The 22,866-nt window shown below is 67.8% G+C and carries 26 protein-coding genes; 13 read left to right on the plus strand and 13 right to left on the minus strand.

The features are described 5' to 3' along the window. Positions 1–32: 32 nt before the first annotated feature. Positions 33–1,121, minus strand: a complete 1,089-nt coding sequence (locus tag ACA097_RS12430; protein ID WP_371370286.1) for an aminopeptidase — start codon at positions 1,119–1,121, stop codon at positions 33–35. 63 nt (positions 1,122–1,184) lie between these two features. Between ACA097_RS12430 and ACA097_RS12435 the strand changes: the two genes are divergently transcribed. Both ACA097_RS12435 and ACA097_RS12440 read left to right on the plus strand, forming a co-directional pair. Then, positions 1,185–1,610 carry a hypothetical protein gene (locus ACA097_RS12435; RefSeq protein WP_160285407.1) on the plus strand — a complete coding sequence of 142 codons (426 nt, stop codon included), beginning with the start codon at positions 1,185–1,187 and terminating at the stop codon, positions 1,608–1,610. Positions 1,611–1,676: 66 nt separating this feature from the next. Then, complete coding sequence (locus tag ACA097_RS12440; RefSeq protein WP_043248022.1) at positions 1,677–2,111, plus strand: lipoprotein; 435 nt, start codon at positions 1,677–1,679, stop codon at positions 2,109–2,111. A 1-nt stretch (position 2,112) separates the two neighbouring features. On the opposite strand, the gene ACA097_RS12445 is transcribed toward ACA097_RS12440, so the two are convergent. The 4 genes from ACA097_RS12445 to ACA097_RS12460 all read right to left on the minus strand — a co-directional run bounded on the left by ACA097_RS12445 (position 2,113) and on the right by ACA097_RS12460 (position 4,010). Further along, positions 2,113–2,352, minus strand: coding sequence for a DUF1161 domain-containing protein (locus ACA097_RS12445; protein WP_156957964.1), 240 nt, complete (start codon positions 2,350–2,352; stop codon positions 2,113–2,115). A gap of 151 nt (positions 2,353–2,503) precedes the next feature. Beyond that, positions 2,504–2,728: a DUF1161 domain-containing protein gene (locus tag ACA097_RS12450; protein WP_160285405.1), complete on the minus strand. Its 225-nt coding sequence runs from the start codon at positions 2,726–2,728 to the stop codon at positions 2,504–2,506. An 84-nt stretch (positions 2,729–2,812) separates the two neighbouring features. Beyond that, entirely contained in the window at positions 2,813–3,028 is a 216-nt protein-coding gene (locus ACA097_RS12455) for a dodecin (RefSeq protein WP_043248020.1), read from the minus strand. A gap of 94 nt (positions 3,029–3,122) precedes the next feature. Beyond that, positions 3,123–4,010: a LysR family transcriptional regulator gene (locus tag ACA097_RS12460; protein WP_160285403.1), complete on the minus strand. Its 888-nt coding sequence runs from the start codon at positions 4,008–4,010 to the stop codon at positions 3,123–3,125. 159 nt (positions 4,011–4,169) lie between these two features. Between ACA097_RS12460 and trpB the strand changes: the two genes are divergently transcribed. The 3 genes from trpB to ACA097_RS12475 all read left to right on the plus strand — a co-directional run bounded on the left by trpB (position 4,170) and on the right by ACA097_RS12475 (position 6,686). Then, positions 4,170–5,378: a tryptophan synthase subunit beta gene (trpB, locus tag ACA097_RS12465; RefSeq protein WP_371370287.1), complete on the plus strand. Its 1,209-nt coding sequence runs from the start codon at positions 4,170–4,172 to the stop codon at positions 5,376–5,378. Continuing rightward, positions 5,375–6,181, plus strand: coding sequence for a tryptophan synthase subunit alpha (trpA, locus tag ACA097_RS12470; RefSeq protein WP_371370288.1), 807 nt, complete (start codon positions 5,375–5,377; stop codon positions 6,179–6,181). Before trpB ends, trpA begins: the two co-directional genes overlap by 4 nt. Positions 6,182–6,302: 121 nt before the next feature. Next, on the plus strand, positions 6,303–6,686 hold the full coding sequence (locus ACA097_RS12475; RefSeq protein ID WP_371370289.1) for a VOC family protein: 384 nt from the start codon (positions 6,303–6,305) through the stop codon (positions 6,684–6,686). Positions 6,687–6,774: 88 nt separating this feature from the next. Here the strand turns inward: ACA097_RS12475 and ACA097_RS12480 are convergent, their stop codons facing one another. Continuing rightward, positions 6,775–7,716, minus strand: coding sequence for an AraC family transcriptional regulator N-terminal domain-containing protein (locus tag ACA097_RS12480; protein ID WP_371370291.1), 942 nt, complete (start codon positions 7,714–7,716; stop codon positions 6,775–6,777). A 306-nt stretch (positions 7,717–8,022) separates the two neighbouring features. Between ACA097_RS12480 and ACA097_RS12485 the strand changes: the two genes are divergently transcribed. Next, the gene (locus ACA097_RS12485; protein ID WP_371370292.1) at positions 8,023–8,349 is read left to right on the plus strand and encodes an antibiotic biosynthesis monooxygenase family protein; all 327 of its coding nucleotides are present in this window, start codon (positions 8,023–8,025) and stop codon (positions 8,347–8,349) included. 4 nt (positions 8,350–8,353) lie between these two features. On the opposite strand, the gene ACA097_RS12490 is transcribed toward ACA097_RS12485, so the two are convergent. Both ACA097_RS12490 and ACA097_RS12495 read right to left on the minus strand, forming a co-directional pair. Beyond that, the gene (locus ACA097_RS12490; protein WP_371370293.1) at positions 8,354–8,698 is read right to left on the minus strand and encodes a DOPA 4,5-dioxygenase family protein; all 345 of its coding nucleotides are present in this window, start codon (positions 8,696–8,698) and stop codon (positions 8,354–8,356) included. Then, the gene (locus ACA097_RS12495; RefSeq protein WP_371370294.1) at positions 8,695–9,600 is read right to left on the minus strand and encodes a LysR family transcriptional regulator; all 906 of its coding nucleotides are present in this window, start codon (positions 9,598–9,600) and stop codon (positions 8,695–8,697) included. Before ACA097_RS12495 ends, ACA097_RS12490 begins: the two co-directional genes overlap by 4 nt. Positions 9,601–9,728: 128 nt before the next feature. Between ACA097_RS12495 and betC the strand changes: the two genes are divergently transcribed. Genes betC through ACA097_RS12510 form a run of 3 tightly spaced genes read left to right on the plus strand, consistent with a single transcriptional unit; the run spans position 9,729 to position 13,760 of the window. Next, positions 9,729–11,237, plus strand: a complete 1,509-nt coding sequence (gene betC, locus ACA097_RS12500; protein ID WP_371370295.1) for a choline-sulfatase — start codon at positions 9,729–9,731, stop codon at positions 11,235–11,237. Between the two features lie 35 nt (positions 11,238–11,272). Then, positions 11,273–12,196: a choline ABC transporter substrate-binding protein gene (locus ACA097_RS12505; protein ID WP_371370296.1), complete on the plus strand. Its 924-nt coding sequence runs from the start codon at positions 11,273–11,275 to the stop codon at positions 12,194–12,196. Between the two features lie 7 nt (positions 12,197–12,203). After that, positions 12,204–13,760, plus strand: a complete 1,557-nt coding sequence (locus ACA097_RS12510) for a SulP family inorganic anion transporter (protein WP_371370297.1) — start codon at positions 12,204–12,206, stop codon at positions 13,758–13,760. Between the two features lie 95 nt (positions 13,761–13,855). On the opposite strand, the gene aroE is transcribed toward ACA097_RS12510, so the two are convergent. Together aroE and hemF are read right to left on the minus strand one after the other, a co-directional pair. Further along, the gene (aroE, locus tag ACA097_RS12515; RefSeq protein WP_371370298.1) at positions 13,856–14,677 is read right to left on the minus strand and encodes a shikimate dehydrogenase; all 822 of its coding nucleotides are present in this window, start codon (positions 14,675–14,677) and stop codon (positions 13,856–13,858) included. 61 nt (positions 14,678–14,738) lie between these two features. Further along, positions 14,739–15,653 (minus strand): oxygen-dependent coproporphyrinogen oxidase, encoded by a 915-nt coding sequence (gene hemF, locus ACA097_RS12520; RefSeq protein WP_371370299.1) that lies wholly within the window; start codon positions 15,651–15,653, stop codon positions 14,739–14,741. A 180-nt stretch (positions 15,654–15,833) separates the two neighbouring features. Here hemF and ACA097_RS12525 point away from each other — a divergent pair, with 180 nt between their 5' ends. Further along, a complete protein-coding gene (locus ACA097_RS12525; protein WP_371370300.1) occupies positions 15,834–16,811 on the plus strand; it encodes a quinone oxidoreductase in 978 nt (325 codons plus the stop codon). A 199-nt stretch (positions 16,812–17,010) separates the two neighbouring features. Here the strand turns inward: ACA097_RS12525 and ACA097_RS12530 are convergent, their stop codons facing one another. The 3 genes from ACA097_RS12530 to ACA097_RS12540 form a co-directional block, all read right to left on the minus strand. After that, a complete protein-coding gene (locus ACA097_RS12530) occupies positions 17,011–17,568 on the minus strand; it encodes an L-threonylcarbamoyladenylate synthase (RefSeq protein ID WP_043247991.1) in 558 nt (185 codons plus the stop codon). 43 nt (positions 17,569–17,611) lie between these two features. Beyond that, entirely contained in the window at positions 17,612–18,697 is a 1,086-nt protein-coding gene (gene dprA / locus ACA097_RS12535) for a DNA-processing protein DprA (RefSeq protein WP_371370301.1), read from the minus strand. 139 nt (positions 18,698–18,836) lie between these two features. Then, a complete protein-coding gene (locus ACA097_RS12540; protein ID WP_160285392.1) occupies positions 18,837–19,862 on the minus strand; it encodes a LysM peptidoglycan-binding domain-containing protein in 1,026 nt (341 codons plus the stop codon). 137 nt (positions 19,863–19,999) lie between these two features. Between ACA097_RS12540 and def the strand changes: the two genes are divergently transcribed. Genes def through rsmB form a run of 3 tightly spaced genes read left to right on the plus strand, consistent with a single transcriptional unit; the run spans position 20,000 to position 22,815 of the window. Next, positions 20,000–20,506, plus strand: coding sequence for a peptide deformylase (gene def, locus ACA097_RS12545; RefSeq protein ID WP_043247985.1), 507 nt, complete (start codon positions 20,000–20,002; stop codon positions 20,504–20,506). A gap of 57 nt (positions 20,507–20,563) precedes the next feature. Beyond that, positions 20,564–21,508 carry a methionyl-tRNA formyltransferase gene (gene fmt / locus ACA097_RS12550; protein ID WP_371370302.1) on the plus strand — a complete coding sequence of 315 codons (945 nt, stop codon included), beginning with the start codon at positions 20,564–20,566 and terminating at the stop codon, positions 21,506–21,508. Further along, a complete protein-coding gene (rsmB, locus tag ACA097_RS12555; RefSeq protein WP_371370303.1) occupies positions 21,505–22,815 on the plus strand; it encodes a 16S rRNA (cytosine(967)-C(5))-methyltransferase RsmB in 1,311 nt (436 codons plus the stop codon). Before fmt ends, rsmB begins: the two co-directional genes overlap by 4 nt. Positions 22,816–22,866: the final 51 nt, after the last annotated feature.

Consider the following 22,866-nt stretch of genomic DNA (forward strand, 5'->3'; position numbering starts at 1 on the left):
CAATGGCCCCTGCAGGTAAAGCTAGCGCAGATTCAGAAGCTCACCGGCTGCCCGGACTTCAGCTGCTGGAGCTTCGCCTTGCGCTGGACGGCGGGCAGGGCGCCGAGCTTTTCGACCCGCGCGTAGAATGCCGGCCAATTGCCGCCAACTTGGCGCAGCAGCGTGGCGAAGGCGGGCACCCACTGGTCGTAGAGACCGAAGGGCAGCAGCTTGGCGTTGTTCATCGGGCCGTTGATCCAGGCGTCGTACGGACACTTGCCGCCCCACTCGCGCAGGCAGAGCGCGCGGTACTCGCTGCGCATGCGCTCGAACTCGGCGGCCTTGCCGGCGCGCTTGGCTTCATCCGACTGACTGCTGGCATAGAGCTTGTCGAGGCGCTCGCGGGTATCCAGCACCAGGCGGGTGAGGCCATCGCGCTGACGCACGGCAAGTCCGTTTTCCGGCGACAAACCACGGGAGGCGCGCCAGCGGCGGCCGCCTTCCTGCTCGACGAAGCTCGCATAGGACTCGTTGAAGGCGGTGTCGCCGGGCAGGTAGTAACGCTGGTGCGCCAACTCGTGGAAGATCGTCTCAGCAAGGCGCTGGTCGTCCCAGCGCAGCATGCTGCTGATGATGGGATCGTCGAACCAGCCGAGGGTTGAGTAGGCCTCCACGCCGCCAACGTAGACGTCCCAGCCCTGCGCCTTCAGGCGCTTCGCTTCGCCCTGGGCGGAGGGCTCGCTGTAGTAGCCGCGATAGGCCACGCAGCCGGCGATGGGGAAGCAGTGGGTCAGCGGGTGCAGCGACAGTTCCGGCGTGGCGAAGACGTTCCACACCACATAGGGGCGCCGGATGTCGCTGTACAGCCGGTAGCTGTGGTTGTCGGGGAGGCCCAAGGTTGCGCTGGCGAAGTCGCGCGCCTGCTGGGACAGCGCAAGGCGTTCGCGCAGCCGGTCATCACGGGACGGATCGGCGACCACATCGGCCACCGGCTCGCGGGCATTCAGCAGCTTGAGCTGGCCACTGCCCAACTGCGCGTAGTACTGCACGCTGGAGCAACCGCCCAGCAGGACGAGCGCCAAGCAGGGAACCCAGCGGGGCAATCGGCGGTCGAGTAACGCTATACGCAGGCGGGATGGCATGCGCGGCACCTTAGCACAGGCCCTCTGCGCCGCCCTACGACAAGACCCACAGGAGTGAACCCCATGCGCCCGCTGATTCTGGCAGGCGGCCTGCTCGCGCTGAGCGGCTGCTCGCTGATGCTGCCGAAACCGGACCCGAACCGCGCCTGGGTCGACCTCGACACCAACAGCCAGAGCGACCTGGCGGCCCTGGCGGTGGACGGCAAGCCGTGGTCCTCCTCGCGCTACTTCGAGGTCGACCCCGGCCAGCACGAGCTGCGCGTGCGCTTCCAGTTCCAGGTCCAGCCGGCCGATATCGGCGCCGCCAACGCCGTCTCCGAAAGCCTCTGGCGCGATTGCCAGCTGACCCTGAAGTACCGCGACTTCGGCGCCGGCCAGCGCTATCGCCTGCGCACCGGCAGCGTCGGCTTCCATCCCTGGGCGCGGCTCTACGATAACGACGACAACGAACTCGCCAGCGGCCAGGCGGGGCGCTGCGAGAAGGCCTGATCGCGCGCACCGGGGCGATCACCAAGGGGTATGCTGAATGCATTATCCCTCACGAGCGCCGCTGTCATGCGCAAATCGTCGCTGCTGTTCCTGTTGCCGTTGCTCGGCGCCTGCGCCGGGCCGTTACCGAAACACGACCCGGGCATGGCCTGGGTCGAGCTCTACACCCAACCAGCCCACACCCTGCTCGCCCAGCGCCTCGACAACCAGGTGCTGCGCGATGGCCGCTATTTCCAGGTGCCGCCGGGCAAGCACGAGCTCGAAGTGCGCTACCAGTACGAAGTTCCCGGGGGCGGCGGAGGTGGGTTGGCGAACAGCGACAACACCATCGAGATCACCTGCCGCGTCTGGCTGACCTACGACGGCTTCGCCGCCGGCCAGCGCTATCGCCTGGAACTGCGCCCGCAGCTGCGCAAGGCGCTGGCGCTGCTGACCGACGCCAATGGCCAGGTGGTCGCCCGCACCAACTTCCAGGGGCGGCAGGACTGCCGCCTGTTCTGAGTCAGTCGTCGTTGCGCTGGTAGACGATCTTGCGGGTGCCACCTTCGCAACTGCCGACCACCATGTTGGGGTCCTTCACTTCGCTGTCGGTGACAATCTCCAGGGTGTAGGAGGTCACCCCGGCGGACTGGATCTTGGTCTCGATTTCCTTCCTGAGTTCCTCGCAGGGCTTGGTCTTCGCCTGCGCGACACTCGCGCAGGCCACGGCCAGCAACAGCACGGCGATCTTGCTCACGGTCATGGCATTCCCTCGTCAGCCCCACCACGGGGCGCTGCCTATCCTAACGACAGACCGCCCGGCGGCGACAGAGTGCCATCAAGGTGCGCCCTGGCAACGGGCAAAGAAAAACCGGGGCCCTCGCGGTACCCCGGTTTCGCTGCGCAAGCACCCTTCACTTGCGCGAGTAGACGATCTCCTTGCGCCCGCCGTCGCAGGTGCCGACCACCTTGGCCGAACCGGCGGCGCCCTTGTCGACCACTTCCAGGCTGTACCCGGAAACGCCCTTGGCCTTGAGCTTGGCGTCGATCTCCGACTTCAGCTCCTCGCACGGCTTCGCCGCCGCCAAGGCGTGTCCCCCAATGGCCAACAGACCCACGGCCAACAACCAGTTCTTCATGAAAACGCTCCCTCGTTCATTGCTTGCATGAGGCCCCGCAGGGCATGGACCGGGTCGCCCCGAAATCTTGTCGGCCCGCGCCGATCAGCTGTCGGCGATCTTGAAGCCGATCTTCAGCGTTACCTGGTAGTGACCGACGGAGCCGTTGACGATGTGCCCGCGCGTTTCCACCACCTCGAACCACTCCATGTTCTTCACCGATTTGTTCGCCTCGGCCAGCGCGTTGCCGATGGCGTCTTCGATGCTGGTGTGGGAGGAACCGACCAGTTCGATCTTCTTGTAGGTGTGATGGTTGGACATGGAGGCTCTCCTCTCTCAGGCAGGAATGCTCGCAAGGCGCGGGTACCTCCTTGGACAGTAGTAGAGCCCCCCGAAGGCGGCAAACCGCCCGCCTTCAGTCGTGAAACGCCGCACGCAGCCAGTCGGCCAGCTGCGCCGCGCGCGGGTCGGGCTGGCGCAGCGGGGTCCACAGGGTCAGCCGCGCCTTCGTCTCGACGAAGCCCCAGGGCGCCGCCAGACGGCCAGCCGCCAGGTCATCGGCGACCAGCGCCTGCGGGGCGATGGCCACGCCCAATCCAGCTACCGCCGCTTCCAGCAAGTAGTAGAGATGCTCGAAACCCTGGCCCAAGCGCAGCTTGCTTGCATCCAGGCCTTGAGTCGTCGCCCATTGCGGCCAAGCCTGCGGGCGCGAGGTGGTGTGCAGCAAGGGTTCGTCCAGCAAGGTCGCGGGGCCGGCCTGGCGCAGCTCGGCAAAACGCGGATGACGCGGGCTGAGCACCGGCCCGATGCGCTCGACCGCCAGCTCGAAGACGCGCATGTCGGCCGGCCACGGCGGCTCGGCAAACAACAAGGTGGCGCCTACGCCGCCGCGCCGCGGGTCCAGTTCGCCTTCGCTGGCGGACAGTTGCAGGCGCAGCTCCGGCAGCTCGCGGTTGAGGCGGTCGAGGCGGGGGATGAACCAGCGCGCCAGCAGGCTACCCGGACAGCCGAGGACGAAGGGCCCTTCGCCGCCGCCCTGGCGCAGCTCGCCGCAGACCCGGCGCAGGCGCTCGAAAGCATCGGTGCTGGCCTCGCCCAGGCGGCGCCCTGCATCGGTGAGTTTTACGCCGCGCCCATCCTTGACGAGCAGGCTCACCCCGAGCTGCTCCTCGAGCAACCGCAGCTGCCGGCTCACTGCGCCGTGGGTGACGTGCAGTTCGTCGGCCGCACGACTCAGGCTGCCGAGGCGGGCCACGGCATCGAAGGCGCGAAGTGCATTGAGCGGGGGTAGGTCACGGCTCATGGCGATAAACCTGTGAGTTTTCCTGACAAGTCATGGCGATCTTATCGCTTTTCCGCCAGGGCCGGCAGCCGTATCCTGAACGCCACTTGTAGGAGTGGGCCATGCCCACGACCGCGCCCATGGGGCGCTCCTACACCACGAACCCACAGGAGCTCTCCCATGTCTTCACTGCGCACCGGCCCGGACGCCAAGGGCCTGTTCGGCAGCTTCGGCGGCCAGTACGTCGCCGAAACCCTGATGCCGCTGATCCACGACCTGGCCCGCGAATACGAGAAGGCCAAGGACGACCCGGCGTTCCTCGAGGAGCTGGCCTACTTCCAGCGCGACTACGTCGGCCGCCCGAGCCCGCTGTACTACGCCGAGCGCCTCTCCGAGCACTTCGGCGGCGCGAAGATCTACCTCAAGCGCGAAGAGCTGAACCACACCGGCGCGCACAAGATCAACAACTGCATCGGCCAGATCCTCCTGGCCAAGCGCATGGGCAAGAAACGCATCATCGCCGAGACCGGCGCCGGCATGCACGGCGTGGCCACCGCCACCGTGGCCGCGCGCTTCGGCATGCAGTGCGTGGTCTACATGGGCACCACCGACATCGACCGCCAGCAGGCCAACGTCTTCCGCATGAAGCTGCTGGGCGCCGAGGTGATCCCGGTCACCGCCGGCACCGGCACCCTCAAGGACGCGATGAACGAAGCCCTGCGCGACTGGGTGACCAACGTCCACAACACCTTCTACCTGATCGGCACCGTGGCCGGCCCGCACCCGTATCCGGCGATGGTCCGCGACTTCCAGGCGGTGATCGGCAAGGAAACCCGCGAGCAGCTGGCCGAGAAGGAAGGCCGCCTGCCCGACTCGCTGGTCGCCTGCATCGGCGGCGGCTCCAACGCCATGGGCCTGTTCCACCCGTTCCTCGATGACCAGAGCGTGCAGATCGTCGGCGTCGAAGCCGCCGGCCACGGCATCGAGACCGGCAAGCACGCGGCCAGCCTGAACGGCGGCGTGCCGGGCGTGCTGCACGGCAACCGCACCTTCCTGCTGCAGGACGAGGACGGCCAGATCATCGACGCGCACTCCATCTCCGCCGGCCTGGACTACCCCGGCATCGGCCCGGAACACGCCTGGCTGCACGACATCGGCCGCGTCCAGTACACCTCGATCACCGACCACGAGGCGCTGGAAGCCTTCCACACCTGCTGCCGCCTCGAAGGCATCATCCCGGCCCTGGAGTCGTCCCACGCCCTGGCCGAAGCCTTCAAGCGCGCGCCCAACCTGCCGAAGGACCACCTGATGGTGATCAACCTGTCCGGCCGCGGCGACAAGGACATGCAGACCGTAATGCACCACATGCAACAGGAGCAGAAAGCATGAGCCGCCTGCAGACCCGCTTCGCCGAACTGAAACAGCAGAACCGCGCCGCCCTGGTGACCTTCATCACCGCCGGCGACCCGGGCTACTCGACCTCGCTGGACATCCTCAAGGGCCTGCCCGAAGCCGGCGCCGACGTGATCGAGCTGGGCATGCCCTTCACCGATCCGATGGCCGACGGCCCGGCTATCCAGCTGGCCAACATCCGCGCCCTGGGCAACGGCCAGAACCTGGCCAAGACCCTGAAGATGGTCCGCGAATTCCGCGCCGGCAACGACACCACCCCGCTGGTGCTGATGGGCTACTTCAACCCGATCCACTACTACGGCGTGGAGAAGTTCATCGCCGACGCGAAGGAAGCCGGCGTCGACGGCCTGATCGTGGTCGACCTGCCGCCGGAACATAACGAAGACCTGTGCTTCCCGGCCCAGGCCGCCGGCATCGACTTCATCCGCCTGACCACCCCGACCACCGACGACAACCGCCTGCCGACCGTGCTCGAAGGCAGCTCGGGCTTCGTCTACTACGTGTCGGTGGCCGGCGTGACCGGCGCCGGCGCGGCGACCCTGGACCACGTCGAGGAAGCCGTGGCCCGCCTGCGTCGCCACACCGACCTGCCGGTATCCATCGGCTTCGGCATCCGCACCCCGGAGCACGCGGCGAGCATCGCCCGCCTGGCCGACGGCGTGGTGGTCGGCTCGGCGCTGGTGGACAAGATCGCCAATGCTGAAAGCTCCGCCGCCGCTGTGCAGGGCGTGCTGGGCCTGTGCCGCGAACTGGCCGAAGGCGTGCGCAACGCGCGCTAATCGTCCGATCGACGAAAAGGCGGCGCACCTGCGCCGCCTTTTTCATTTCCGCCCGCCAGCATTGACCCCTGGCCCACGACTGGCAGGATAGGGTCTCCGCTTTTCGCTCGAAGTCCTCTCCATGAACCTGCACAGCGTCCACCACGTCGCCCTGATCTGCTCCGACTACCAGCGCTCCAAGCGTTTCTACAGCGAGATCCTCGGCCTGCGTATCGTCGCCGAGACCTACCGCGCCGCGCGCGACTCCTGGAAGCTCGACCTGGCCCTGGGCGATGTGCAGCTGGAGCTGTTCTCCTTCCCCGGCGCGCCTTCGCGGCCGTCGTATCCCGAGGCGCAGGGCCTGCGTCACCTGGCATTCGCGGTGGACGACCTGGAGTCGGCGGTGGCCGAACTGGAAGGCCATGGCGTGCGCTGCGAGCCGATTCGCCTCGACGAACTGACCGGCAAGCGCTTTACCTTCTTCGCCGACCCGGACGATCTGCCGCTGGAGCTTTACGAGCGCTGAGGAATCTCTTCGTAGGAGCGAGCTTGCTCGCGAACCGCTTCGGCACGAGGCCATTCGCGAGCAAGCTCGCTCCTACAAAAGCATCGCGTCACGCCGGCATCGCCGCGTCGCCCAACGCGCTGCGCAGGCTCGCCAGGTCGCGCAGCGGCGGGGCGCCGAACAGGCGGCTGTATTCGCGGCTGAACTGCGACGGGCTTTCATAGCCGACTCGGTGCCCTGCCACCGCCACTTCCAACCCCTCGGAAAGCATCAGCCGGCGCGCCTCCTGCAGGCGCAGCTGCTTCTGGTACTGCAGCGGGCTCAGGGCCGTCACTTCCTTGAAGCGGTGGTGCAGGGTGGACGGACTCAGGTTCACCTCGCGGGCCAGGTCCTCGATGCGCAGGGCCTTGTCGAAGTTGCGGTTGAGCCACTCGATGGCGCGGGTCACGCGATGGGTCTGGCTGTCGGTCATTGCCAGGTCGTGCAGCAGGTGGCCCTGCGGACCACGCAGCAGCCGGTAGAGGATCTCGCGGATGAACAGCGGCGCCAGCATCGGGATGTCGCGCGGGGTGTCGAGCAGGCGCATCAGCCGCAGCAGGGCGTCGAGCACCGTGGTGTCCAGGCGCTGCAGGTAGATGCCGCGGCTGGCCGGGCGCGGCGTGCTGCCGGCGAGGCCCGCGTCGGCGATCAGCCGGGTCAGCTCACCCGGATCGATGTCCAGGCGCAGCGACAGGTAGGGCTTGTCCGGCGACGCCTCGATCACCATGCCGGAGACCGGCAGGGTCACCGATACCACCAGCAGATTGAGCTCGTCGTAGCGGTACAGCTCGGGGCCGACGCGGATTTCCTTGCTGCCCTGGGCGATGACGCACAGCGCCGGGCGGTACAGCGTCGGCATGCGGCCTTCGCTGGGCTGGTTCATGCGCGCCAGGGACAGCGTGTCGATGCCGGTTTCGTGGACTCCGGCACCGGCGCAATGGCGCTCGATGATATCGGCCAGTTCCTGGCGGCTGGCGGCGACGGGATCGTACAAGGCGGACGACTGCGACATACGGGGGGCCTCCGAAAGTGGCGTCGCCAAGCTTACGCCGAGAGCCGCGCGAGGGGTGTGACAGGACGACAGACGCTGGAGGATCGGGCAAGCAATCGGCAGGAATGGACAAGCGCTTGGCCGCGTGGCGCCGGCAACATGCGCCAGAAGCAGCGGAAGCGGCGCGATCAGGCAGGCTCGACCGTCTTGCGCAGGATCAGGCAAGAAGTGCGCAGCATCCGTCTACCGCTGCCAGGTGCCTGGCTCCTACTCTGGCACAACCGGGCCAATCCCCGTTCGCTGGGCCCGGGACAGGAGGAATCACGCATGGCCATTCGACGCCCACTCGAACATCAGCTTCTGATCCAGTCCCGCCCCGGCCACGAGGCGGCGCTTGCAGAACTGCTCGATCGCCTGATCAGCGCCGCCCACCAGTTGCCCGGCTGCCAGTCCTACGAAGTCCTGCTGCCGGCTACCACCAGCGATGTCTGGCGCCTGCGCGGCCGCTGGGCCGACAACGCCAGCCTGGAGGCCTACCTGGAACTGCCGGCGCAGCGTCTGCTGGGGGAAATCCTCGCGCACCACGCGCTCAGCCTGCAGGCGTGCATCGACGAGGCTCCGGGTTTCGGCCAGCAATTGCGCCAGGCCAGCTGAGCGCTCACATCAGGCAGCTCAGATCCAACGGCCGCACGGCCCCCATCCAGATCGCCCGGTCGCGGTGATCCACCAGTTCATCCCCGGTCTGCGGATGGATGAACACGACCAGCCCGCCACGGTGCAACGCCAGCCAGGGCACCAGGTCCGCGAATACTTCAGGTGCGAACGCCAGCTGACAGCTCCAGTCCGGATGCGGTCCGACCGGTTTCTGGTGCATGCGCCCCATCTGCAGCGGGAAGCGGCGCGCCGCTTCCTCGCAGAGGGTGCGGGCCTGCTCCAGGGTGGTGGCATCGTAGTAAACGTGGGCGTGGAAGCCCTGGATGGCGATTTCATCGAAGCCGGTCACGGTGCGGGGCCCTCCCTTTTCAATTCGTCATGCAGCCAGTCGATGAAGAGCTGCACCAGGCGCGCGCGGCGCTTGCGCTCGGGTTGCACGGCGTAATAGCCATAGCGCGAGGCGGCGCTTTCGCGGACCGGCCGGCACAGTAACCCTTGCTCCAGCAGTTCGTCGACCAGGTGCCGCCAGCCGATGGCCACGCCCTGGCCGGCGATGGCTGCCTGCACCAACAGCGTGTAGTTATCGAAGCGCAGCCCGGCGGACTCCGGCGGCCGCTGCAGGTCGAGCGTGCGGAACAGCGCCGGCCAGTCGAACCAGCGGCTGTGCGCCTCGGACTTGAGGTGCAGCAGCGGCAGGCGCTGCAGTTCCTCCAGCGGCAAAGGCAGCTGGCGCTCGCCGAGCAGGTGCGGGCTGCACACCGGGAAGACTTCCTCGCCGAACAGCAGCAAAGCCTCGCCGTGCTTGAAGCGCCCGTCACCGAAGGCGATAGCCACGTCGACGTCGCTGCGCAGGCTGCTCGGGCTGCGTTCACTGCTCAGCAGGCTGACGTCCAGTTGCGGGTGCATCTGGCGGAAGCGCGGCAGGCGCGGCATCAGCCAATAGGCGGCGAAGGCGAAGTCGGTGGCCACCTGCAGCACTTCCTGGCTGTGCCGAGCGCTGACCGCCGCGACACCCGCTTCCAGCTCGGCCAGCCCGGCCTGCACATGCTGCTGCAGGAGCAGGCCGCTTTCCGTCAGCACAATGCCCCGGTGTACCCGATCGAACAGCCGCACGCCCAACAGCTTTTCCAGGCGCTTGATCTGCTGGCTCACCGCCGGCTGGCTGCTGCCCAGTTCGGCGGCGGCGGCGGTGAAGCCCTGCTCGCGCGCCGCGCACTCGAACACGCGGAGCAGTTCCAGGGGCAGGCTCATGGGCGCTTCATCCATAAGCTGGTGTTATCCGAAGCATGTGCTGGCATGCGCTTTACCCTCATTCGACGCGGCATGACACTCATCCACAGCACTATCCCATAACAATCGTGCATAGGATAAGTCCCGCCATGCCACGCCCGAACATCCTCTTCATCATGGCCGACCAGATGGCCGCGCCACTGCTGCCGCTGCATGACCCGGCCTCGCCGATCCGCATGCCCAACCTGATGCGCCTGGCCGAGCAGGCCGTGGTGTTCGACTCGGCCTACTGCAACAGCCCGCTGTGCGCGCCCTCGCGCTTCACCCTGGTCAGCGGCCGCCTGCCGACACAGATCGGCGCCTGGGACAACGCCGCCGACTTCGCCGCCGACGTGCCCACCTACGCCCACCACCTGCGCCGCCTCGGCTACCGCACGGCGCTGTCGGGCAAGATGCACTTCTGCGGGCCGGACCAGTTGCACGGCTACGAGGAACGCCTGACCAGCGACATCTACCCGGCCGACTACGGCTGGGCGGTGAACTGGGACGAGCCGGACGTGCGCCCGAGCTGGTACCACAACATGTCCTCGGTGCTGCAGGCCGGGCCCTGCGTGCGCACCAACCAGCTCGACTTCGACGAGGAAGTGGTGTTCAAGGCGCGGCAGTACCTCTACGACCACGTGCGCGAACACGCCGACCGGCCGTTCTGCCTGACGGTCTCCATGACCCACCCGCACGATCCCTACACCATCCCGCGCGAGTACTGGGACCTCTACCGCGACGAGGACATCCCGATGCCCTCGGTGGAGCTGCCGCAGGACGAGCAGGACCCGCATTCGCAGCGCCTGCTCAAGGTCATCGACCTGTGGGACAAGCCGCTGCCGGCGGAGAAGATCCGCGACGCCCGCCGTGCCTACTTCGGCGCCTGCAGCTATGTCGATGCGCAGATCGGCGCGCTGCTCAAGACCCTGGAGGACTGCGGCCTGGCCGAAGACACGCTGGTGGTGTTCTCCGGCGACCACGGCGACATGCTTGGCGAGCGCGGCCTCTGGTACAAGATGCACTGGTTCGAGATGGCCGCCCGCGTGCCGCTGCTGATCAGCGCGTCCAAGCGCTTCGCCGCGCGCCATGTGAGCGAGTCGGTGTCCACCCTCGACCTGCTGCCGACCCTGGTCGAGCTGGCCGGCGGCGAGCTACCGGCGGAGCTGGAGCTAGACGGCCATTCGCTGCTGCCGCACCTGCAAGGGCAGGGCGGGCACGACGAGGTGATCGGCGAATACACCGCCGAAGGCACGCTCAGCCCGCTGATGATGATCCGGCGTGGCAACTTCAAGTTCGTCTACTCCGAGCAGGACCCCTGCCTGCTCTTCGACCTGAAGAACGACCCGCGCGAGCTGGAGAACCTGGCCGGCTCGGCGTCGCATCGCGAGCTGTTCGAGGCCTTCCTGGCGGAGGCGCGGCAGCGTTGGGACATCCCGGCGATCACCGCCCAGGTCCTCGCCAGCCAGCGCCGCCGGCGCTTCGTCGACGCGGCTCTGAACCAGGGCAAGCGGACCAGCTGGGACCACCAGCCCTTCGTCGACGCCAGCCAGCAATACATGCGCAACCACATCGACCTGGACGACCTGGAGCGCCGCGCCCGTTATCCCAAGCCCTGATAACCACAACCGAGAAAGCCGAGGGGAGAGAGAGCATGACCAAGCTATCCGCATTGCTGTTGGCCAGCGCCGTGACATTGGCCGGGCAGAGCGCCCATGCCGAGGACGCCGCCTGCACCACCGTCAAGCTGGCCGATCCGGGCTGGACCGACATCGCCGTCACCAACGGCGTGGCCAGCTTCCTGCTCGACAGCCTCGGCTACCAGGCCAAGGTGGACACCCTCTCGGTGCCGATCATCTACGGCGGCCTGCGCGACGCCCAGGTGGACGCCTTCCTCGGCAACTGGATGCCGGCGCAGCAGAGCTACCACGACAAGTTCGTCGCCAGCGGCCAGGTCCAGCAACTGGCGAAGAACCTCGAGGGCACCGAGTTCACCCTGGCCGTGCCGAGCTACGTGTACGACGGGGGCGTGAAGAGCTTCGCCGACCTGCAGAAGTACGCCGACAAGTTCGACCACAAGCTCTACGGCATCGGATCTGGCGCGCCGGCCAACCAGTCGATCCAGAAGATGATCGGCGGCAACGAGTTCGGCCTGGGCGACTGGAAGCTGGTGGAGTCCGGCGAGCAGGCGATGCTTGCCGAGGTCGGCCGCTCGGTTAAGCGCCAGCGCTGGATCGTCTTCCTCGGTTGGACGCCGCACCCGATGAACGTGAAGTACGACATGAAGTACCTCACCGGCGGCGACAAGTATTTCGGCGCCACCGGCAGCGTCTACACCCTGACCCGCAACGGCTACGCCCAGCAGTGCCCGAACAGCGCACGGCTGCTGGCCAACCTGAGCTTCGACCTGCCGATGGAAAATGCGGTGATGGCCCAGGTGCTGGAGAAGAACGTCGCCAATACCGACGCGGTGAAGGCCTGGATCAAGGCCAACCCGCAGGCCCTGGGCAAGTGGCTGGACGGCGTGAAGACCCGCGACGGCGGCGACGCGCTGAGCGCTGTTCAGGCACGGCTGTAATCCCTCGATGCGCCGCCTCCACGGCCTGCTGCCGTTCCTCGCCTGGCTGCCGCGCCTGGGCCCGCGGGCAATGGCTCAGGAGGCCTGGGTCGGCTTCGCCGGCGCAGTGCTGGCGCTGCCGCAGTCCATCGCCTATGCGCTGATCGCCGGGCTGCCGCCGCAGTACGGGCTCTATGCAGCCATGCTGCCGGTGGCTATCGCCTGCCTATGGGGCTCGTCGCGGCACATGGTCGGCGGGCCGACGGCGGCGATCTCGGTGGTGCTCTATGCCACGGTGGCGCCGCTCGCGCCGCCGGGCAGCGAGAGCTACGTGCAACTCGTGCTGCTGCTGACCTTCCTCGCCGGAGTCCTGCAATGGGCGCTGGGCGCCCTGCGCTTCGGCGTGCTGCTGAACTTCGTCTCCCACTCGGTGATGCTCGGCTTCACCCTGGGCGCGGCGCTGGTGATTGCCCTCGGGCAGTTGCCGTACCTGCTTGGCGTCGAAGTCCACAGCCAGGGCAGCGCGCTGGATGGCACGCACCTGCTGCTGCAACGCCTGGATGAAAGCGACACGCCATCCCTCGCCATCGGCCTGCTGAGCCTCGCCGTCAGCCTGCTCGTGCGCTGGCTGAGACCGCGCTGGCCGGCGTTGATGCTCGGCCTGCTGGTCGCCAGCCTGAGCGCCTGGGCGCTGCCCCAGTGGTTCGCCGGGGTCGCGCGGGTGCAGGCTTTCGCGAGCGCATTGCCGCCCTTCAGTCCGCTGCACTTCGATGTCCGGACCATCACCCAACTGCTGCCCGGCGCCCTCGCCTGCGGCCTGCTCGGTCTGGTGACCAGTTTGTCCATTGCCCGCTCGCTGGCCGCGCGCAGCCAGCAGTTCCTCGACGCCAACCAGGAAATCCGCGCCCAAGGGCTGTCCAACCTGCTGGGGCCCTGGTTCTCCGCCAGCCTCTCGGCCGGCTCCTTCACCCGCTCCGGGCTGAACCTGGAGGCCGGCGCGCGCTCGCCGCTGGCCGGGGTCTTCTCCGCGCTCTGGGTCGCCGCGCTGGCGCTGGCCGGCGCCCGGCTGATCACCCACCTCCCGCTACCGGCGATGGCCGGTGGCATCCTGCTGATCGCCTGGGGCCTGGTCGACCGCCCGGCGCTACGCGCGCTCTGGCGCGGCAGCCGCAGCGAGTTCCTGGTGATGGCGCTGACCGCCGCCGCGACCCTACTGCTGCCGCTGGAGAATGCGATCTACCTCGGCGTGCTGGCCTCGCTGCTGCTCTACCTGCGGCGCACCTCGCAACCGCGCGTGGAGCGCTGGGAGGCCACCGGCGAGGAGGTCTTGCGGGTCGAGGGCTCGATCTTCTTCGGCGCCTGCGACTACCTGCAGCGGCTGATCCAGACGAGCCGAGGCCGGTGCCTGGTGCTGGACGCACAGCACGTCAACTTCATCGACTTCGCCGGCGCGCACATGCTCCAGCAGGAAGCGCGACGCCTGGCCGGGGAGGGGCGCCACCTGGTCCTGCGCAACGCGCGCCCGAGGGTGCGCGACGAGCTGGCCAGGCAGATGGGCGAAGGAGCGGTGTTGCGGGTTGAGTAGGATGGGTAGAGCGAAGCGAAACGCATCCTACGGGCCCCGCGAGCAAGGGTGACGCGGCGCCATTCGCGAGCAAGCTCGCTCCCACGAAGAGCCGGTCAGTCAGCGAGCTGGCGGCGGAGTTCGGCCAGCACCGGCCGCGAATCGGGGCGCACACCGCGCCAAAGCTGGAAGGCTTCGGCGGCCTGCTCGACGAGCATGCCCAAACCGTCGATGCAGCGCGCCGCACCTTGCTCGGCAGCCCAGCGATTGAAGGCGGTGGTTTCCTTGCCATACATCATGTCGTAGCAGACCGTGTGGCCCTTGCGGATCAGCGCCGGGTCGATCGGCGGCAGCTCGCCGGCGAGGCTCGCCGAGGTGCCGTTGACGATGACGTCGAAGGCCTCCTCGCGCAGGTCGAAACCGCCGGCGCGCACTTCGCCCAGGTCGGCGAACTCACGGGCCAGCTGCTCGGCTTTCGCGGCTGTGCGGTTGAGCACCACCAGCGCGGCGGGACGCTCGCCGAGGAAGGGTTCGAGGATGCCGCGCACCGCGCCGCCGGCGCCAAGCACCAGCACGCGCTTGCCGGCCAGCGCCACGCCGTTGTTCACCACCAGGTCGCGGGTGAGGCCGGCGCCGTCGGTGTTGTCGCCGAGCAGGCGGCCGCCATCGAGCTTCTTCAGGGTGTTGACCGCGCCGGCACGACGGGCGCGCTCGCTCAGCTCATCGGCCAGGCGATAGGCCTCTTCCTTGAACGGCACAGTGACGTTGGCACCCAGGCCCTCGGCGAAGAAGGCGCGGGCCGCCCCGGTGAAGTCGTCCAGCGGCGCCAGCAGCGCTTCGTAGGTGAGCGCCTGGCCGGTCTGCTCGGCGAACAGGCGGTGGATCAGCGGCGACTTGCTGTGGCCGATGGGGTTGCCGAAGACGCAATAGCGGTCCATGGAATTCCTGGGAAGTTTCTTCTTGTGGATAACGGCGACGGGCTTGGCTGTGCTCAGCCCATCAATGACCCGCGAGCCAATCGCGGTCCTGCAGGAAGTATTCGGTCAGCCGCGCCTCTTCGCTGCCCGGCTCCGGCTTCCAGTCGTAGCCCCAGCGCACCTGCGGCGGCAGCGACATGAGGATCGACTCGGTGCGCCCGCCCGACTGCAGGCCGAAAAGGGTGCCGCGGTCGTAGACCAGGTTGAACTCGACGTAGCGGCCGCGGCGGAATTCCTGGAATTCGCGCTGCCGCTCGGTCCAGGGAGTGTCCTTGCGCTTGCGCACGATCGGCAGGTAGGCCTCGATGTAGGCATCGCCGATGGCGCGCAGGAAGGCGAAGCTGGTGTCGAAGTCCCACTGGTTCAGGTCGTCGAAGAACAGCCCGCCGATGCCGCGCGGCTCGTGGCGGTGCTTGAGGTGGAAGTAGCGGTCGCACCATTCCTTGTAGCGCGGGTAGACGTCCTCGCCGAAGGGCGCGCAGGCGTCGCGGGCGACCTTGTGCCAGTGCACGCAGTCTTCCTCGTTGCCGTAGTAGGGCGTCAGGTCGAAGCCGCCGCCGAACCACCAGACCGGCTCTTCGCCTTCCTTTTCGGCGATGAAGAAGCGCACGTTGGCGTGGGAAGTCGGCACATGCGGGTTGCGCGGGTGGATCACCAGCGACACGCCCAGTGCCTGGAAGCCGCGGCCGGCCAGTTCCGGACGGTGCGCGCTGGCCGACGGCGGCAGGCCGGCGCCGAACACGTGGGAGAAGTTCACCCCGCCTTTCTCGATCACCGCGCCGTCGCCGATCACCCGGGTACGGCCACCGCCGCCGGCCGGGCGCTGCCAGGCGTCCTCGATGAAGCGCGCGCCGCCGTCTTCGGCTTCGAGCGCGGCACAGATGCGGTCTTGCAGGTCGAGCAGGTAGGCCTTCACGGCCTCGATACGGTCGGTCACGGAGTCACCTTGGAGCGGGAAAGCCGCGCGGCGCGTGGGCCGCAGGCCGAAAAAGGGGGCCAAGCATAGCATCCCCGCCCAGCATCCCGTGCTTGACGGCGATCAACAGGGCGGCTTGGATGAAAGACTTTTCTCAAAGCAGCGTCCTACAGCGGACGCTGCGCGTCGCAGGAGATCGACATGGCCAAGCGTATCCAGTTCGCCCGCACCGGCGGCCCGGAAGTCCTCGAATACATCGACTACACACCCGCCGAGCCGGGGCCGAAGGAAGTTCGCGTGCGCAACCGCGCCATCGGCCTGAACTTCATCGACACCTACTACCGCAGCGGTCTCTATCCGGCGCCCGCGCTGCCCTCCGGACTGGGCACCGAGGGTGCGGGCGAGGTGGATGCTGTCGGCAGCGAAGTCAGCGGCTTCAAGGTCGGCGACCGCGTCGCCTACGCCACCGGCCCGCTGGGTTCCTACAGCGAACTGCACGTGCTGCCCGCGGCCAACTTAGTGAAGCTGCCAGACAGCATCAGCTTCGAGACCGCCGCCGCGGTGATGCTCAAGGGCCTCACCGTGCAGTACCTGCTGCGCCAGACCTACAACGCCCAGCCCGGCCAGACCGTGCTGTGGCACGCGGCGGCCGGTGGCGTCGGCCTTATCGCCTGCCAGTGGGCCAAGGCCCTGGGCGTGAAACTGATCGGCACCGTCGGCTCCGCGGCCAAGGCCGAGCTGGCCAAGGCCCACGGCGCCTGGGAAACCATCGACTACAGCCATGAGAATGTGGTCGAGCGCGTGCTGGCGCTCACCGACGGCAAGAAGGTCCCGGTGGTCTACGACTCGGTGGGCAAGGACACCTGGCCGATTTCCCTCGACTGCGCCGCGCAGCGCGGGCTGATCGTCAGCTTCGGCAATGCTTCGGGCGCGGTGGACGGGGTGAACCTGGGCATCCTCGCGCAGAAGGGCTCGCTGTTCGTCACCCGCCCGACGCTGTTCGGCTACGCGAATACGCCGGAGCGCCTGCAAGCCATGGCCGAAGACCTGTTCGGCATGCTCACCAGCGGCAAGATCAAGGTCGAGATCAACCAGCGCTTCGCCCTGGCGGATGCGGCCAAGGCGCAGACCGAGCTGGCGGCGCGGCGTACTACTGGATCGACCATTCTGCTGCCCTGATAGAGGGGAAGCTGTAGGAGCAACTGTCTGTTGGGCTCCCGCATTCGCGGGAGTGACGGGGCTGAAACATGTGTTTCCCCGTCGTCCCCGCGAACGCGGGGATCCAGAAAACAACGTAGGAGCGGACCTTGTCCGCGATAGCCGCTAATCACTCCGCGATTCGCGGATGAGATCCGCTCCTACACATGCAGCTCCTGCTTCAGGAAGGGCGGACGACCTGGCCGGTCACCAGATCGCGGATCAGGCTGGGATTGCGGCGACCGCCGAGCTTGCCGTCCAGCACGCCGGCCAGTTCGCCACGGAAGTACTGCTCTACGCGAAGTCGCGACCGCGCTGCCGGGCGGCCGGCGGGGTTGGCCGAGGTCGATACCAGCGGCCCGGTGAGGGCACAGAGCTCGCGCACCAGCGGATGATCGGTGACACGCAGGGCAACGCTGTCGTGCTGGCCGGTGATCCACTCGGGCAGGCGGTTCTGGTGCGGCACCAGCCAGGTGTTGGGGCCTGGCCAGCTGGCGGCCAGGCGCTCCTGCCAGGCCTGCGGCAGGTCGGCGAGGAGGAAGTCGAACTGGCGAATGTTGTCGGCGACCAGGATCAGGCCTTTCTCCACCGGTCGCGCCTTGATCGCGAGCAGGCGGTACACCGCGTCTTCATTCCATGGGTCGCAACCCAGCCCCCAGACCGCTTCGGTCGGGTAGGCGATGACGCCCCCATCGCGCACTATTTTGGCCGCACGCTTTACACGCCAACTGCTGATCATCGGCAAACTCCGGGGAAATTCGAATGCGCGGCAGTTTACGTGCTCAGCCACCGCGATGCACCCAGACGCCGGCCTCGCAGGCCACGCGGCCGGCCAGTTCGAGATCGGTCAGCTCCACTAGCAGGCGGGGCAATTCCCAGCCACTGGCAAGCGCCAGTTCTTCGCTGCTGTGGGGCGCGGCGCGCAACAGGGCGAGCAGGGGATGGGCGCGCTCCGCCTTCGGTACGGGCGCAGCGCATTCGCTCTGGGTCCAGCCCTGCAGGCCTTCGAGAATGTGCTCGACGCTTTCCACCAGGCTCGCCCCCTGGCGGATCAGCTCGTGACAGCCGCGCGCGCCGGGGTGGTGGATGGAACCGGGGATCGCATAGACCTCGCGGCCCTGCTCGGCGGCCAGGCGAGCGGTGATCAGCGAACCGCTGGAGGGGCTGGCCTCGACCACCAGCACGCCAAGGGAGAGCCCACTGATGATGCGATTGCGCCGCGGGAAGTTAGATGGATTCGGTGGGCTATCCAGCGGCAATTCGCTGACCAGCGCACCGCCGCCTTCGACGATGCGTCGCGCCAGTGAGCGATGGCGATTCGGATAGATGTGTTCGAGGCCGGTTCCGAGCACGGCGACGGTCGCGCCGCCTGCGGCCAGCGCGCCTTCATGGGCGGCGCCATCGATGCCCAGGGCCAGCCCGCTGGTGATGACGAAGCCGCCACCGGCCAGCGCTCGCGCAAAGGACTTCGCGGTGTCCAGCCCCGGATGGCTGGCACGGCGGCTGCCGACCACGGCCAGCTGCGGACGCTGCAGCACCTCGGGTTTACCTTCGACGAACAGCAGCGGCGGGGCGTCGGACAGCTCCGAGAGCAGCGCCGGGTAATCTTCCTGATCCGACAGCAGCAGGTAGCATCCCTCCTGCTCGAGCCAGCGCAGCGCTGCGGCTGCTCGCCCGCGCACCGGTTCGCTCCGCCGTGCCTCGGCGCAGACCGCCGGCAGCCCCAGCGAGCGCCAGGCAGCAGCGGGCGCACTGAGCGCGGCAGAGGCAGAGCCGAAGGCGGCCAATAGCGCAACGAAGCGGCGAGGCCCCAGTTCGGGCAATAGGTGCAGACGCAGGCGGGCTTCGAGTTCGGCGGGAGAGGGCATGGTGGCGTTCCTTCGGTCGCGGGCGGAACGCCCGACTATGCCGTCCGGATGGGCGGGTGCCTGTCGGACCGCTCGGAAAAACCGGAAGGCCAGAAACAAAGAACCCCGCCGAAGCGGGGTTCTCGAAGAACTTGGTGCGTCAGGGGTTGCGCACCTTGTCCTGCACTTCAAGCGAGCGGCTGGCGGTGAGCACCAGGCCGTAGCTCAGGCGGTTGTAGGTGCGGAAGATCATCACCAGGCCGGAGCGCTCGTCAGGCATCTTCACCAGGTCGCCGTCGACGCGGTCACGCACCGTCTCGCCCAGCTTGTAGATGGCCAGCACGTTGCCTTCCTCGAGGCCGTCGCGCGCGCCCTTGTCGATGGTCACCACGTCGTACTTGCCGACCTGGGTTACGCCGCGCGGCACGTCGATGATGGTGCCCTTGATCGGGGTCTTCGGCTCGCTGGGCATGAATACCGTGGTCACCGCGCGCTCCTCGGTGGGGAACAGACGGTCGCCCGGACGCACTTCCTGGGTGGAACGGGTCAGGTTGAGCGTGGCGACGTCGTTTTCTTTGGCGGTGACGTTGGCGCTGCCGATGTCCATGGCGTCGATGCCGAGGACTTCCTTGGTGTCCGGGTCGGTGTAGGTCTTGCCTTGGCGGAAGATGCCGTAGCTGCCCTGCTCTACCAGCGAGTCGCCGCGCGCATAGGCGCGGTCACCGGCGCCGCTGACCACGCGCTCGGCATCACCGGCAACCATATGCGGGGCCTTTTCGAAATCACCTTCGCTGTCGACGATGCGGTTGGACAGCAGGAAGGCGTTGATCTTGTCCAGCGGAATGGTGGGCACGGCCTCGGCCATGGGCGTGCTGCGCACTTTCGGCGACAGCTTGATGGTGCCGTGGGACGCGCCGCGGCCCAGGACCAGGCGCGGCTGGCCGTCGATGTACACCAAGCTGAGCACGTCGCCCGGGTAGATCAGGTGCGGGTTGCGAATCTGCGGATTCACCTGCCAGATTTCCGGCCACTTCCAGGGTTTGCTCAGGAACTTGCCCGAGATGTCCCAGAGAGTGTCACCCTTGACCACGGTATAGCGATCCGGATGGCCGTCCCTGAGCTCTACGGCACCCTGCGCCACGCTGCCTGCCGCAAGCAGCAGCACGGCGAGTAGTGTTTTCCTCATGCGGTGAATCCCTTTATTATGTGTACCCCTGAAACGCCGCAAAGCCGCCCCTACCGGGCTTTTCAGCGTTTTTCGATGCTGCTCAGCATATTAGCAGCCGATTTTTACTTTATTCCACAAGTGCATCACAAACGCATATGGCCATTCTGAACATTCTCGAATTCCCCGATCCGCGCCTGCGCACGATCGCCAAGCCGGTCGAGCGGGTCGACGACGCTGTTCGCCAGTTGGTCGACGACATGTTCGAAACCATGTACGAGGCGCCCGGTATCGGCCTGGCCGCCACGCAGGTGAACGTGCACAAGCGCATCGTGGTGATGGACCTGTCCGAAGACAAGTCCGAACCGCGCGTGTTCATCAACCCGGAACTGGAGCCGCTCACCGAAGAGATGGGCGAATACCAGGAAGGCTGCCTCTCGGTGCCCGGCTTCTACGAGAACGTCGATCGCCCGACGCGCGTGCGCATCAAGGCGCTGGATCGCGACGGCAAGGCCTTCGAGGAAATCGCCGATGGCCTGCTGGCCGTCTGCATCCAGCATGAGTGCGATCACCTCAACGGCAAGCTGTTCGTCGACTACCTGTCCAGCCTCAAGCGCGACCGGATCAAGAAGAAGCTGGAAAAGCAACACCGCCAGCGCGCCTGACGCCCCATCCCCAAAGGCTTGCCCCGGCAAGCCTTTTTTCTTTGTAGCGAGCCCCGCATGAGCCAAGCATTGCGCATCGTCTTCGCCGGAACCCCGGACTTCGCCGCCGAGCACCTCAAGGCCCTGCTCGACACCCCGCACCAGATCGTCGCTGTCTACACCCAGCCAGACCGCCCGGCAGGCCGCGGGCAGAAGCTGATGCCCAGCCCGGTCAAGCAGCTCGCCGTGGAGCACAGCCTGCCGGTGCTGCAGCCGCCGACCTTGCGCAACGAAGAGGCACAGGCCGAGCTGGCCGCGCTGAAGCCGGACCTGATGGTGGTGGTTGCCTACGGCCTGATCCTGCCGCAGGTGGTGCTCGACATCCCGCGCCTGGGCTGCATCAACAGCCACGCCTCGCTGCTGCCGCGCTGGCGCGGTGCGGCGCCGATCCAGCGCGCGGTGGAAGCCGGCGACGCGGAGAGCGGCGTCACCGTGATGCAGATGGAAGCCGGTCTGGACACCGGGCCGATGCTGCTCAAGGTCGCCACCCCGATTTCCGCCGAAGACACCGGCGGCAGCCTGCATGACCGCCTCGCGCGCCTCGGCCCGCCGGCCGTGATCGAGGCTATCGCCGGCCTCGCCGCCGGCACGCTGAAGGGCGAGGCCCAGGACGATGCCCTGGCCACCTACGCGCACAAGCTCAGCAAGGACGAAGCGAAGCTCGTCTGGAGCCTGCCGGCCACCGAACTGGAGCGCCGCGTGCGCGCCTTCGATCCCTGGCCGGTCTGCCACACCACGCTCAACGGCGAAACCCTGAAGGTCTGGGCCGCGCGCCTGGGCGAAGGCAAGGGCGAGCCCGGCAAGATCCTCGACGCCAGCCGCGACGGCCTGCTCGTAGCCTGTGGCGAAGGCAGCCTGCTGCTGACCCGCGTGCAGCTGCCCGGCGGCAAGCCGCTGGCCTTCGCCGACCTGTTCAACAGCCGCCGCGAGCAGTTCGCCGCCGGCCAGGTGCTCGGCCAATGAGCGTCAGCCCGCGCCTTGCCGCCGCCCGCGCCCTGACTGCCGTGCTCGCCGGCCGCGCCTCGCTGGGTGGCTCGCTGCCGCCGCAGCTGGAGCTGGTCGCTCCGCGTGATCGCGGCCTGACCCAGGAGCTGGCCTTCGGCACCGCGCGCTGGCAACCGCGCCTCGCAGCCCTGGCTTCGCGCCTGCTGCAGAAGCCGTTCAAGGCTGGCGACCGCGACGTCGAGGCGCTGCTGCTGGTCGGCCTCTACCAGTTGCTCTACACCCGCATTCCCCCGCACGCAGCCATCGGCGAGACCGTCGGCTGCGCGGACAAGCTGAAGAAAACCTGGGCCAAGGGCCTGCTCAACGCCGTGCTGCGCCGCGCCCAGCGCGAAAGCGAAGGGCTGCTGGCGGACATCGACCGCGACCCAGCCGCACGCCTCGCGCACCCGCGCTGGCTGCAGAAGGCCCTCAAACAAGCCTGGCCGGAACAGTTCGAAGCCGTATGCGCGGCGAACAACGCGCATCCGCCGATGACCCTGCGGGTCAACCGCCGCCAGGGCACTCGTGACGCCTACCTGGCCGAACTGCAGACCGTTGGATTCGACGCCACGGCCTGTGCCTTCAGCCGCGACGGCATCCAGCTCGACCAGCCGTGCGACGTGCGCGAGCTGCCGGGCTTCGCCGAAGGCCGCGTGAGCGTGCAGGACGAAGCCGCGCAACTAGCCGCCGATTTGCTCGAACTGGCCCCCGGCCAACGCGTGCTCGACGCCTGCTGCGCCCCCGGCGGCAAGACCTGCCACCTGCTGGAAGCCGAACCGGGCCTGGCCAGCGTGCTTGGCGTGGACCTGGAAGAGTCCCGCCTGGTGCGCGTGCGCGAGAACCTGCAACGCCTGCAGCTGGACGCCCAGCTGATCGCCGCCGACGGCCGCGACACCGCCGCCTGGTGGGACGGCAAGCCGTTCCAGCGCATCCTGCTCGACGCGCCCTGCTCGGCCACCGGCGTGATCCGCCGCCATCCGGACATCAAGCTGACCCGCGCCGCCGAAGACATCCCAGCCCTGGCCCAACTGCAGGGCGAACTGCTCGACGCGCTCTGGCCGACCCTGGAAGTGGGCGGCATCCTGCTCTACGCCACCTGCTCGGTGATGCCGCAGGAAAACCGCGAGTCGATCGCCGCCTTCCTCGCCCGCACGCCCGGCGCCCGTGAGCTGGACCTCGCCGGCCCCTGGGGGCTGAAGCAGGACCACGGCCGCCAGTTGCTGCCGCAGGAAGGCGGACACGACGGTTTCTACTATGCCAAGCTGATCAAGATTTCCGCCCGATAGGTTCGGGGGCTGCTGCGCGTCGGCGATACGGCGTCAGGCGGCGATTTCGAA

Origin of the sequence: Pseudomonas sp. QL9 (assembly GCF_041409665.1) — a bacterium.
Taxonomy (GTDB): Bacteria; Pseudomonadota; Gammaproteobacteria; order Pseudomonadales; family Pseudomonadaceae; genus Pseudomonas; species Pseudomonas knackmussii.